Raw genomic sequence first — 13121 nt, 5'->3', positions numbered from 1 at the left:
AATTAAATTGCACTTTTAAAAGATTATCGTCTACCTTTAGCACTTGCGTGCTTTTCTAAGATTTTTTTAGCATTGAACTTTGCCTCTTCTGTTTTTTTAACCATCCAAATCTTATCTCTTGCAATCTTTGATGAAGAATGGTGATCAACAATTGGATTTGGATAATGTTTTCCTATTTCAATTCCTAGGCCCTTTTGATCTATATAAGTAAGTTTCCATGGTTCATGGACTAATTTATTGGGTATTTCTTTTAATTCTGGCACCCATCTTTTAATAAATTCACCTTCTGGATCCTGATCTGTTGATTGTTTAATAGGGTTATAAATTCTAATAGTATTAATTCCTGTTGTGCCTGATTGCATTTGAAACTGGGAATAATGAATTCCAGGTTCATAATCAGTAAATAATCTTGCTAAATGTTTGCTAGTTTTTCTCCAATCAAGCCAAAGTTGGTATGATGCAAAAGATACAAGCATGGCTCTCATTCTAAAATTAATCCATCCATTTGATTTTAAATATCTCATACAAGCATCTACAAAAGGATAACCAGTTAAACCATCCATCCAGGCTTGATGATACTGTTCATTAAAATCATTCTCTCTAACACCATCATAAGCCCTGTTCATATTTTGATATTCAATTTCAGGCTCATCATAAAGTTTTTGAATAAAATGACAGTGCCAAGCAAGTCTACTTCTAAAAGATCTTAAAGATTTAACTTTATTAAAAGACATATTGATTTGTTTAGCATTATCAATTGCATGATTAATTTCTCTCAATGAAATAGTTCCATAAGTAATGTGAGGACTTAATCTAGAACAAGCAACCTCGCCTGTAATTGGTGAAGACATTTCTTTTTGGTAATTTTCAGATCTTTGTTCTAAAAAACTATTTAAAAGTGAAAGCGCTTGAGTTCTTCCACCTTTTTGAATATTTGAACCATCAATTTGATTTGTTTTGACCTCAATAGATGATGTTTCAGTGGTTAAAAATTTACAATTAGCTTTAATAGTTTGTGGTCCGTTATCGATAAATTTATTCCACTGATTAGCCCAATAATTTCTTTTTCTATTTTCAAGTTGAATTCCAAATTGTTGTAATTGATGCCAATTAACTCCTTTTTCAACAAAAAGCTCAGAGCATTTTTGATCTAAATCTAGTGTGTATTTATTTCTAAATATTTGGTTAGTAAAAATATCTGTAATTTTAAATTGGTTGATTAATTTATTTAAAATTTCAATTGTATTTCCATAAAATATATCAATTTTAGAATTATATTTACTTATCAGTTCATTATTTAATTCTTCTAAGCTTTCTTTAGTAAAATTTAAATGAAATGAACTAGATGTCTCTAATTTCCAATACCCTTCATCATAAATAAAAATTGGTAAGACTTCTCCATCATTACAAGCTTTGTTGAAAGCTTCATTGTCTTCAATTCTTAAATCTTGTCTAAACCAAAGTATTTTTTTCATATTAAATATAAAAACTCAATTAAACCAATTGTTAGTGATCTTGAATATTAATTAATTTTATCTAACGTTTCTTTTAACTTGTCTTTAACTTTATTAAGAGGATCTTTCTTAGCGGTTTTTACTTTACTTGGTTTTGAGCATTTTTGCTCTATTGTCCATTTTGCTACTACTTGATCATTCAATTTATAAATTTTTTCAACTTGCTTCTCGAGTTCAGGGGTATTTTTTTTTGTTAATAACTTTTTAGTATCTTTTTGTAGTTTAATCCAAGTTGGATCTTTATCTAAACCTTCTTCACTCAGTGCCATTAAGATAATTTCTTTGGTATCCTTATTGGTACTTGCGCCTACTTCATAAATATTATTTTTAATTTTCATTTGGGATCGATTAATAAATACCTCATCATTTTTGACTCCAAAACTTTTACTATCCCATTTATTTGAAGTGTACTTTACATTGGTATTATTTATTTTTGCAAGAGCGATCATCTTTTTTTCGTTGTTTATGTACCAAACAGAAGTTTTCACACTTTTGTTGCCCCCACCTAATTCCTCTGAATACTTGCAATTTAATTTATAAATTTCAGCGTATGAATTTGTCGAGATAAAAAAAATAATAACAAATAACGATTTTAATAATTTCATTATTTTATTTTAAAGAGCCCTCTAGAACATATTTTAGAATTCTGACAACTTGTTTTTGATCTGAGGCAACAGCTGATGCTGCAGCATCTACCTCTTTAAGGGCATGTTGATGATCGTCGCTATGAATAACTATAATAGATTTGTTTAATGCAGATGCATATCCAGCATCAAATGCTGCATTCCATTGTTTGTATTTTTCACCAAATTTAACAACGACCACATCGCTTTCTTTGATTGATTTTTTAGTTCTAATTGAATTGATATTAGCCCCTTTTCGATCTTTCCAAAAATTTTTCTCTTCAGGACCTAAGATTTCAACTCCACAATCATCTGAAGATGCGTGATCTGTTACAGGAGACGAAAATTGAATGTCTAAATTTTGTTTTTTACATTCATCAATAATTTCATCTCGCCAATTTGTGTGAATTTCTCCTGCTAAATATACTTTCAACATCAATACCTCTTATTAAATCAATTAAAATTAATTAAAAATTTCTCAATAACTTTGACTGCTATTTGCATATCCTTTTCGATAGTAAATTCTTTTGGGTTATGACTTAAACCTTTTTGACTTCTTACAAAAAGCATTGAAATAGGACATAAATCAGACATTGCTGATGCATCGTGTGTTGCTCCTGACATCAATACAAATGGATTTAATTTTAAATTCTGAAATGATTTTTTAAGTGTACTCATAATTTTCTTATCACAACTAACAGCACTTTGATCGTAAGTTTTGTTTAAATTAAATTTAAGACCTCTTTTCTTACAAATTAGCCCGATTTTTTTAGAAATCTCTTTTTCTACTTTTTTTCTTTTTTTATCATCGACACTCCTACATTCTACAAAAGATAGTGATTTTGCAGGAATAGCATTTACACTATTTGGTCTATTCTCAATCGATGCCATCGTTGCTAAAAAGTTTTTATTTTTTTTAGCCAAATTTTCTACAGCATTAATTACTTCTGCAGTTGCAGCTAATGAATCTTTTCTAAGATGCATTGGAGTAGTTCCTGCATGAGAAGCATAACCTTCGATTTCAAGTTTAAATCTAGATATTCCAGAAATACCATTCACTATTCCAACTGCTAAGTTTTTACTTTCTAGAACTGGTCCTTGTTCAATATGAACCTCAAAAAAACCTAGTAGATCTTTTTTATTTCTTTTTAATGAATTAATTTTTGATGGATTACATCCAAAACTTTTTAAAGCCTGTTCAATAGAAATATTGTTTTTATCTTTAAGTTTTAAATCTTTTTTATTAAATGTTCCTGCTAATGATCTTGGTCCCATCAATGCTGTTGGAAACCTAACACCTTCCTCATCTGCAAAAGCTAAAATTTCTACATTATAAGGAAGAATAATTTTTTTTTTCTTTAATTCTTTTAAAGCTAAAATTGGAAGTATCACTCCCATGATACCATCATATCTTCCAGAGTTGTAACCGCTATCTTGGTGAGAACCTATCAATAATGTTTTGGCATTTTTTTTAGGACTTACGTATTTGCCAATTAAAGTTCCAGCTGCATCTAAACTAATTTTTAATCCAGCATCACTCATCCATTTTTTTAGAAGATTATTTGCAGATTTATGTTCTTTAGTAAAAGGTAACCTCGTTACCCCTTCTGCAGGTTTTGAACATTTTGCAATTTTTTCAATATAATTTTGTATAATCATTATTTAGTAGGAAGTTTTTTTAACCACTCTTTATATTTAGTTTTATTAGTCATTTTTAGAATTTTTTCTAGTTTTACCAATGGATTTGTATCATGATCCACTCTTATATTTAGTGGTGGATTGTTTTTTTTAAAGACCAGTAATGCAGCAGACATCAATCCTCTTTTGTCGCTGCCAAACTTTTTGCCTATTTTAAGAGCTTCTACCAATGTCTTTGCTAATGGTTCATTTTTAAACTTAAAATTATCCACAATTTTATTGATCACTTTGTCATTGGACAGCATGTTTCCACTTACAACCAAATTTGGCAAAACTATATGACTAAAATATTTTGTATTTTTATTTCCTGTAAATGAAAAACCTTTGCCAGATATGTTTAAACAAGCAACTTGTCTGTAATGTTTTTGCTTATCATTTTTGATAACTTTATTGGTTGCTGTTGTTGGTGAATATTTGCCTAAATTATTTAAAATATTTTCACCCCAAATAGTGCTTGGATAAAAACCTTGTGATGCAGTAACACCTTTTTTTATATCTCCTCTTAAAACCCATCCTCCTACACAAAGATTTCCTGTAGCAGCAGCTCCGCCTATTTCGCCCGTTTTTGGATTTCTAGCTAAAATTGAAAATGTCATAACATAAATAGCCTACTACAAAATTGCTTAATTTTACTATTTTTTTTAACCAGAAAAAAACTGAAATGAACAAATGATCGGGTTGAATTCAAAATTATCAATTGTTAGGCTTTATTTATAATAAATACAACGATGGAGATAAAATGTTAAAAAAGTTAAGAACGTTTTTTATTAGTCTTTTATCATTAGTTTTCATAACTGGTTTTACAGTTGCATCTAACGCCAAAGTATTGGTGGTAGGTCAAATAGCTGAGCCAAAATCTTTAGATCCAAGTACAGTTACGGCTGTAAATGACTTTAGAATCGTAATGAATATCTATGATGGACTTGTAAGATATACAGACGGAAAATTAGAAGTTGAACCAGCTTTAGCAAAAAGTTGGGACATTAGTAGCGACGGAACAGTTTATACATTCAACTTAAGATCAGGAATTAAGTTTCATGATGGATCAGACTTTAATGCTGATGCAGTGAAGTTTAACTTTGATAGAATGTTAAACAAAGATCATCCTTATCATAATACAGGACCTTTCCCGCTATCTTTCTTTTTTTCAGCAATCAAATCAGTTGATGTAGTAAATGCTAATACAGTTAAGTTTACATTGAATGAGCCTTACGCTCCTTTTTTATCTAACTTAGCGTATCCAACAGGTTTAATTGTTTCACCAGCAGGTGTTAAAAAACACGGAAAAGATTTTGGAAGAAATCCTTCTGGTACTGGTCCATTCAAATTTAATGAATGGAAATCAAATGAAAGAGTTGTTGTAGACAAAAACTCTGGTTATTGGGATGGAAAAGCTGGAACAGATGCAGTTGTCTTTAGACCTATAACTGATGCTAACACTAGAGTTGCTGAAATGCTTTCAGGTGGAATTGACATGATGGTTGAAGTTCCTCCTGCATCATTAAGTAAATTTGGTGGAAGTAAATTTAGCGTAGTTGAACAAGCTGGACCTCACGTTTGGTTCTTGATCTTAAATGCAAAAGAAGGTCCTTTTGCTAATAAGAAAGTAAGACAAGCTGCTAATTATGCAATTAACAAGCAAGCAATTGTAAATGACGTGCTAGAAGGAACAGCTGCCATAGCTGCTGGACCAACACCTCCTGCATTTGCTTGGGCGTATAACAATAGTTTACAACCATATCCTTATGACCCTGCTAAAGCTAAAGCTTTAATTAAAGAAGCAGGTGTTGAAGGTGCAAAACTTACTTTCTATGTTACTGAAGGTGGTTCTGGAATGTTAGATCCTGTTGCAATGGGAACTGCAATTCAAGCAGATCTTAAAGCTGTAGGTTTTGATGTTGAAATCAAAACTTTTGAATGGAACTCGTTCCTAGGTGAAGTAAACCCAGGTTTAGAAGGAAAAGCAGACATGGCAGAAATGGCATGGATGACAAACGATCCTGATACTCTTCCTTTCTTAGCGCTAAGAACAGAATCTTGGCCTGACAAAGGAGGATTTAACTCTGGATATTACTCAAACCCTAAAGTTGATGATCTTTTAAATAAAGCAAGATCATCTACTGACCAAGCAGAAAGAGCAAAACTGTATCAAGAGATGCAAGAAATTGTTCAAGAAGATGCTCCATGGGTTTTTGTTGCTAACTGGAAACAAAATGCAGTTACTAGCAACAAAGTGAGTAACTTCTCACTTCAACCTTCATTCTTACTTTTATTAAAAGACGTTAAGAAAAACTAAAAAAAGTTAAGAATTATAATAGTTGCCCTAGGCATAAAAAAGCCTAGGGTATTATCATGAATTATCTCCTTCAAAGATTACTATCTGCAATTCCTGTACTTTTAGGTATTACAATTATAGTTTTTTTTATTATTTCACTAATTCCAGGAGATCCAGCAACAGCAATACTTGGTTCTTATGCAACACCAGAGAATGTAAAACTTCTTAATGAACAGCTAGGATTAGATAAGGGATTAGTTCAAAGATACTTCATTTGGCTTGGTAATTTGGTTCAAGGTGATCTTGGAAGATCGTTTGCTTTAAATCGTCCGGTATTGGATGAGATTTTAGAAAGATTTAATGCTACATTAATTTTATCAGGGACTGCATTTATTTTATGCTCTGTTGTTGGAGTTTTAATTGGAACAATCTCAGCATTTAAACAATACACTATTACAGATAAGATAATCACTTTTACTGTTTTAACTGGAATTTCATTACCATCATTTTTTTTAGGAATGATGATGATTTTATTATTTGCAGTTAATCTTCAATGGCTCCCTGTATCAGGAATGTATGCAATTTATGGTGGGGGTGATTTTTTAGATTTAATTCATCATTTAATTATGCCTGCAATAGCACTTGCCTTAGTTGCAACTGGAGTAGTTGCAAGAATAACTAGAAACTCTGTTTTAGAAATACTTAGACAAGATTATATTAGAACAGCAAGAGCTAAAGGAGTTAGAGAAGGAAATGTACTTTTCAAACATGTTTTAAGAATTGCAATCGTCACTATTCTTCCAATTTTAGGTTTGCAGGCTGGATTTGTTTTATCTGGATCTGTTTTTATTGAAATTGTTTTTCAATGGCCAGGTGTTGGAAGAATGTTGGTCGATGCAATTTTAAAAAGAGATATTTTACTTGTTCAAGGTGGCGTCATGTTTGTTGCTGCCTGTTATGTATTATTCAATATTGCAGTTGATTTGTTACAAAGATATTTAGATCCAAGGATTAAATGATTAATTTCTTAAAATTAATTTCAAGAAACAAACTTGCATTATTTGGTGGGATTTTATTAGTTGTTATTTTTGTAGTCTCATTTCTAAGTCCCTTGTTGCCTTTAAAAGATCCTGATGTCATTAAAACTAGTGACAGATTTCTTTTACCTTTTTCAGAAGGATACTTACTGGGTACAGACCACTTAGGTAGAGATTTGTTATCAAGATTATTATGGGGAACTAGATTAAGTTTATTGGTTGGAATATCAGCAGCTTTAATTTCAGCAACTATAGGATCAATACTTGGAACTATTGCTGGGTTTTATGGAAATAAAACTGACAACGTTATTATGCGTATCATTGATGTCTTAATGGCTTTTCCTTATATTCTGTTAGCACTTGCAATAGTTGCTGTTTTAGGCCCCGGTCTTTTTAATGCTATGATTGCAGTTGCTTTAGTTAACATTCCTTTTTTTGCAAGAAACATCAGAGGTGTCACTGTCACGATTGCTAACAAAGAATTTATTGATGCTGCAAGATTATCTGGGATGAGTAATTTTAAAATTATTATTTATGAAATTTTTCCAAATATTCTTCCGGTAATAGTCGTTACAATTTCAACGACCGTTGGCTGGATGATATTAGAGACAGCTGGTCTATCATTTTTAGGTTTAGGTTCGCAACCTCCACAAGCTGATTTAGGTTCAATGCTTGGAGAAGGGAGAAGTTCATTAATTGTAAATCCTCATACTTCATATGTGCCTGGAGCTATGATTTTCTTAATTGTTATTGGAGTTAATTTATTTGGTGATGGTATTAGAGATGCATTAGATCCAAGATTAAGCAAAGGAGAATTAGTTAAACCTCAACCTGTTACTCAAATTAAATTAAATAGAAATGTTGAAAATAATAACAATTCTTTTTTATCAGTACAGAATTTAACTACAGCTTTTGAATTTGATAACAAATTACACCTAGCATCTAAGGATGTTTCGTTTGATATAAAAAAAGGTGAATGTTTAGGGTTAATTGGTGAAAGTGGTTCGGGAAAATCAGTAACAGCTTTATCAATTACTTGTCTTGTTGCCTCTCCTCCAGGTGTGATTGTTGATGGATCTGTAAAATTTCAGGGTGATGATATTTTAAAAATGAACTATGAACAAATTAGAGAGTTAAGAGGAAATAAAATTTCATATATTTTCCAAGACCCTCTTTCTACCCTACACCCTCTGATTAAAATTGGAAAACAGCTTGAAGAAGCATTTATTGAACACAATCATCAAAAAAGTAATGAAGCTATATTAAAAGGTAAGGAATTATTAAAGTTAGTTCAAATTCCTAATATTGAAAATGTATGGAATTCCTATCCTCATGAACTTTCTGGCGGGATGAGACAAAGAGTTTCTATTGCAATGGCATTAACTAATGATCCAGAATTAATTATTGCAGACGAACCAACAACTGCATTAGATGTTACAGTTCAAGCTCAAATCTTATCATTACTGGATACTTTAAGAAAAGAGAGAGGATTATCCGTTTTATTTATTTCACATGACTTTGGAGTTGTTTCACAAATTTGTGATCGTGTGATTGTAATGTATGGAGGCCAAATTGTTGAGGAAGGTAAAACAGAAAATATAATGAGCAAACCAAGACATCCATACACTAGTCAGTTAATGGAGTGTGTTCCTCATATTGGATTTGGCAAAAGAAAACTTCCAACGATATTAGGTAGTCCCCAATCAATTACACATAAGAAAGAAATTGGATGTTCATTTGCTAGTCGGTGCTTAATTAAAAAAGATAACTGCTTAAATGAAGATGTCAAAATAGTTCAGAAAGGAGATAGTGAGGTTAGGTGTTTATATCCTCATGAATAATACGATGGACATTTTATCTGCAAATAATCTTTCAAAGTTTTATTCAAAAAATAAAGGTTTATTTAACAAGCAATCAATAAATCTAAGAGCCGTAAACAATATTAATATTAATTTAAAAGCAAAAGAGTCACTTGGAATAGTTGGCGAGTCTGGTTGTGGTAAATCAACATTAGCAAAAATGTTGGCAGGATTAATTACTCCTTCTTCTGGAGAAATAAAGATACAAGACAAAGATATAAATAATTATGAAAAGTATGAACTACCAAATCATATTCAATATATGTTCCAAGACCCAATCAGTAGTCTCAATCCAAGAAAAACAATTTATCAATCTTTAGCAGCACCTTTAAAATATCTTAGAAATCTTGATGAAAAAGAAATTGAAAATGAGATTAAAAGCATAATTAAAGAAGTTAATTTAAAGGAAGAATTTTTAAATCGTTTCCCACACGAATTTTCAGGAGGCCAAGCTCAAAGAATTGGTATTGCAAGAGTATTGCTCTCAAAAGCAAAAATTATAATCTTAGACGAACCAGTTTCTGCTCTAGATGTTTCGGTTCAATCACAAATATTAAATTTATTAAACGATTTACAGAAAAAATTTGAATTGTCTTATATTGTAATTAGTCATGACCTTGCTGTGATAGAAGCTATATGTGACAGAATAATGGTTATGTATTTTGGAGATATAGTTGAAAAATCTGATGCTAAAGAATTATTTCAAAAACCTTATCATCCATACACAAATTTACTTTTAAATAGTGTACCTAAAACTAATCAAAAAATTGAAATTCAAAGTTTAGTTGAAACAGAGCTACCCGATCCAATTAATCCACCTAAAGGATGTTCGTTTTATTCTAGATGTGAAAATAAAACTGAAAAATGTAAAGATATTAATCCTTCAGAAACTGATAAAGAAAATAGAAAATATAAATGTTTTTTCCCAAATATTTAATAATTGTTTAAACCAGATCTAATAACCTAAATTTCTATCTATTTGATTAATCAATTCTTTATTTTCTATGAATAATTTTAAATTTTTAAAGAAAATTTTAAGAACCATCTCAATATAATTACCCTCACTATCAGATGAAATATGAGGAGTGATAATTAAATTTGGAGTATCCCAAAGGTTTGATGTTTTTGGAATAGGCTCTTGTGAAAATACATCTAAAATTGCTCCAGCAATTTCATTATTTTGAAGTTTAATTCTTAAAGCTTCGTAATCTAAAACAGATTGCCTTCCAATGTTTACAATTCCACATGCAGATTTTAATTTATCTAATCTTGATTTATTAATTAATCCTTTGGTCTCTTCCGTTTCTGGAACTGCTAAATATAAAAAATCAGCTAGAGGTAAAACTTCATCAATTTTATCAAATGTAATAACTTTAGAGCATCCCTCAACATCTTTTCCTTTTCTATTTACACCAATAACTTCAGCTCCAAGCTTACTGATATGTTTAATCATTGAACCACCTAAAGAACCAGTTCCAATAACAACTACTTTCTTTCCTTCTATAGGTTTTCCAAGTAAAGATACAAATTCTTTATTTTTTTGGTTGGTTACAATTCTAGTCATGTGATTTTGGAGCATTAATATACTCATCAAACCAAACTCACCCGCTTTTTTAGCATGAACGCCACTACTGTTTGTTAAAACTAAATCTTCTGTCATCCAATCAAAAGGAGATAAATGATTAACACCAGCAGAAATCACATGGATCCATTTAAGGTTAGGTGCAATTTGTTTTAAACCTTTTGTTGGAAACTGCCAGCCGAGTAAAATGTCAGCTGATTTAATTGAGGAGACAAAATTATCATCATCCCAATCAATTAAATATTCTACTTTGTCTCTTAACTCTGTATATTGATCAAATCCCTTTTCAATTTCTTCCTTGGTGATTGTATTATTTTTCTCACCTTCAGGATCACAAGGCAAAAATCCCTCTTTCCAATGATTATTTCTGATGTGAATTTTAATTTTTTTCATATTTTAAATTAATATTATCTTTAATTTCGTTTAATAAAAAATAGATTATTGTATAAATAACTATGCCTTCATTTGATGTAATCAGTAAAATTAATTATCAAGAATTTGATAATGCTTTAGCAAATTGCTTAAGAGAAATAAGTAATCGATATGACTTTAAAGGACTTCACATCACTATAGAGCGAAAAGATAAATCAGTTACAACCAATGCTCCTGATGAATTAAAATTAAAGCAAGTTAATGAATTATTACAAACACATTTAGTAAGAAGAAAAGTAGATCCAAGAGTTTTAGAAGTTAAAAGTTCGGAAGGTGCTTCAGGTGGAGCAATAAGACAAGTAAGTGAACTTAAAGAAGGAATTAGCCAAGAAAACGCAAAAAAAGTTATAGCTGACATTAAAAAACTTAAGCTAAAAATTCAGGTAAAAATTCAAGGTGATGAATTAAGAGTAGATGGTAAAAAAAGAGATGACCTTCAAGAAGCTATAGCAGCAATTAAAGCTATTGATATTGGGCTTCCAATAGACTTTGTAAACTTTAGAGATTAATCTTTTCAAACTATTTATTGTATTTGGTACAAAAAGATATAAGCAGACACTCAATTACTTAAAATTTATACCAATCCCGACATAATGAACTTCTCTGATCTAAATATTGAAAATAAATTAAAAAGATCAATTGAATTAGCTGAATTTAAAACCCCAACCCCTATTCAAAGTCAATCGATACCAATTAGTTTAGAAGGAAAAGATGTTTTAGGAACTGCTCAAACCGGTACTGGCAAAACTTTAGCTTTCACAATTCCAATGCTGAATAAGCTTTTAAAAGATAAGCAAGCAATGGCATTAATAATTTGTCCAACAAGGGAACTTGCAACACAGGTAATGGAAACTGTTTTAAAACTTAATATTAGAGAAATAGGAATTGGTAATGCTCTATTAATTGGTGGTGAGAGTATGCAAAAACAACTTAGACAATTAAAAAAAAGAGCAAGAATAATAGTTGGAACCCCTGGAAGAATTAACGATCACATTGAACGTAGAAGTTTAAACTTATCAAATGTAAATTACCTGGTTCTAGATGAAACAGATCGAATGTTAGATATGGGATTTACCCCACAAATAGAAGTAATTTTAAAATTTATTCCAAAAGATCATCAAACATTATTGTTTTCTGCAACTTTGCCTGAAAACATTTTAAAGATTTCTCAAAAATATCTTAATAATCCTGAAAGAATATCAGTCGGGTCTTTATCGACACCAATTGAAAAAATTAAACAAGAAACTTTCGAAATTACAACAGACAAAAAATATCATGAGTTGATTAATCAATTAGTTGAAAGAAGTGGATCTATTCTAGTTTTTGTTAAAACAAAACATGGTGCTGATAAAATAGTAAAAAGATTAAAATATGATGGTCATAAAGCTGATGCTATCCATGGTAATCTTAGACAAAGCAAAAGAGACAGAGTTATTAAAGGATTTAGAAATGGTAATAGTAGAATTCTAGTAGCAACAGATGTTGCTGCAAGAGGTTTAGACATTCCTGTTATAAAACATGTAATTAATTATGATCTTCCACAAGTTCCAGAAGATTATATTCACAGAATAGGTAGAACTGGTAGAGCTGGAAAAGATGGTTCTGCTTTGACCTTTTTAACCAATAGCGATCGAAATATGTGGAGATCTATACAAAAATTAATAGATCCAAATTTTAAAACTTTTCAAGAAATTGAAAAAAATAGATCGAAGAAAAATAAAAAAGAAAAAAAATCATTCAATAAAAAGAGGAATTTTAGAGATAAAAATAAATTCTTTAAAAAAGAAGATAAAAAAAAATCTAGTTTTAATAAAAACAAAAAATTTAGCAAAAAAGATGATAACAAAAGATCAAACTTTAAAGATAAAAAAAAATCTTTTAATAAAGATCACAAAAGATCTAAATTTAAAAAAAAAGAAACAACAGTTGGATACACAAATAATCCAAAATATTTTAGCAAAAAACAAGAAAATCCAATGGAAAATGAAAACTTTAAACAAAAATCATTTAAGAAAAAAAATAAATTTAAAAATCGTAAGAGACCAAAAAATTTTTCATTCAAAAAGCATAAACGTAAATAAAATTAAATTTATAGATCTTT

12 protein-coding genes are annotated in these 13121 nt (G+C 30.1%); 6 read left to right on the top strand and 6 right to left on the bottom strand.

The features are described from left to right. Nucleotides 1–23 precede the first annotated feature (23 nt). The 5 genes from ACTTBE_RS00695 to ACTTBE_RS00675 are packed head-to-tail and all read right to left on the bottom strand — an operon-like array spanning nucleotide 24 to nucleotide 4431. Nucleotides 24–1475, bottom strand: coding sequence for a deoxyribodipyrimidine photo-lyase/cryptochrome family protein (locus ACTTBE_RS00695; RefSeq protein ID WP_440676752.1), 1452 nt, complete (start codon nucleotides 1473–1475; stop codon nucleotides 24–26). A 47-nt stretch (nucleotides 1476–1522) separates the two neighbouring features. Then, nucleotides 1523–2119: a hypothetical protein gene (locus ACTTBE_RS00690; RefSeq protein WP_440676751.1), complete on the bottom strand. Its 597-nt coding sequence runs from the start codon at nucleotides 2117–2119 to the stop codon at nucleotides 1523–1525. Between the two features lie 4 nt (nucleotides 2120–2123). Continuing rightward, a complete protein-coding gene (locus ACTTBE_RS00685; protein ID WP_440647635.1) occupies nucleotides 2124–2573 on the bottom strand; it encodes a YtoQ family protein in 450 nt (149 codons plus the stop codon). 17 nt (nucleotides 2574–2590) lie between these two features. After that, a complete protein-coding gene (locus ACTTBE_RS00680) occupies nucleotides 2591–3796 on the bottom strand; it encodes a M20 family metallo-hydrolase (protein WP_440676750.1) in 1206 nt (401 codons plus the stop codon). After that, nucleotides 3796–4431, bottom strand: a complete 636-nt coding sequence (locus ACTTBE_RS00675) for a DUF1028 domain-containing protein (RefSeq protein ID WP_440676749.1) — start codon at nucleotides 4429–4431, stop codon at nucleotides 3796–3798. The genes ACTTBE_RS00680 and ACTTBE_RS00675 overlap by 1 nt, the downstream gene beginning before the upstream one ends. A gap of 143 nt (nucleotides 4432–4574) precedes the next feature. On the opposite strand from ACTTBE_RS00675, the gene ACTTBE_RS00670 reads away from it, so the two are divergent. Genes ACTTBE_RS00670 through ACTTBE_RS00655 form a run of 4 tightly spaced genes read left to right on the top strand, consistent with a single transcriptional unit; the run spans nucleotide 4575 to nucleotide 9943 of the window. After that, a complete protein-coding gene (locus ACTTBE_RS00670; RefSeq protein ID WP_440676748.1) occupies nucleotides 4575–6131 on the top strand; it encodes an ABC transporter substrate-binding protein in 1557 nt (518 codons plus the stop codon). Between the two features lie 56 nt (nucleotides 6132–6187). Continuing rightward, nucleotides 6188–7129, top strand: coding sequence for an ABC transporter permease (locus ACTTBE_RS00665; RefSeq protein WP_440614524.1), 942 nt, complete (start codon nucleotides 6188–6190; stop codon nucleotides 7127–7129). Further along, nucleotides 7126–8988 carry a dipeptide/oligopeptide/nickel ABC transporter permease/ATP-binding protein gene (locus tag ACTTBE_RS00660; protein ID WP_440676747.1) on the top strand — a complete coding sequence of 621 codons (1863 nt, stop codon included), beginning with the start codon at nucleotides 7126–7128 and terminating at the stop codon, nucleotides 8986–8988. Before ACTTBE_RS00665 ends, ACTTBE_RS00660 begins: the two co-directional genes overlap by 4 nt. Continuing rightward, nucleotides 8981–9943: an oligopeptide/dipeptide ABC transporter ATP-binding protein gene (locus tag ACTTBE_RS00655; RefSeq protein WP_440676746.1), complete on the top strand. Its 963-nt coding sequence runs from the start codon at nucleotides 8981–8983 to the stop codon at nucleotides 9941–9943. Before ACTTBE_RS00660 ends, ACTTBE_RS00655 begins: the two co-directional genes overlap by 8 nt. An 18-nt stretch (nucleotides 9944–9961) precedes the next feature. Here ACTTBE_RS00655 and ACTTBE_RS00650 read toward each other — a convergent pair whose 3' ends face one another. Further along, nucleotides 9962–10981 carry a D-2-hydroxyacid dehydrogenase gene (locus tag ACTTBE_RS00650; RefSeq protein WP_440676745.1) on the bottom strand — a complete coding sequence of 340 codons (1020 nt, stop codon included), beginning with the start codon at nucleotides 10979–10981 and terminating at the stop codon, nucleotides 9962–9964. 62 nt (nucleotides 10982–11043) lie between these two features. On the opposite strand from ACTTBE_RS00650, the gene ACTTBE_RS00645 reads away from it, so the two are divergent. Together ACTTBE_RS00645 and ACTTBE_RS00640 are read left to right on the top strand one after the other, a co-directional pair. After that, nucleotides 11044–11529, top strand: a complete 486-nt coding sequence (locus ACTTBE_RS00645; protein ID WP_262589405.1) for a YajQ family cyclic di-GMP-binding protein — start codon at nucleotides 11044–11046, stop codon at nucleotides 11527–11529. Between the two features lie 84 nt (nucleotides 11530–11613). Further along, nucleotides 11614–13101, top strand: coding sequence for a DEAD/DEAH box helicase (locus ACTTBE_RS00640; RefSeq protein WP_440676744.1), 1488 nt, complete (start codon nucleotides 11614–11616; stop codon nucleotides 13099–13101). The last annotated feature ends 20 nt before the right edge of the window (nucleotides 13102–13121 follow it).

It is taken from the genome of Candidatus Pelagibacter sp. HIMB1587, from assembly GCF_052047775.1.
Classification (GTDB): Bacteria; Pseudomonadota; Alphaproteobacteria; order Pelagibacterales; family Pelagibacteraceae; genus Pelagibacter.
The sequence above is the reverse complement of the archived record's forward strand: the minus strand, read 5'-3'. Positions and strand labels throughout refer to the sequence as shown.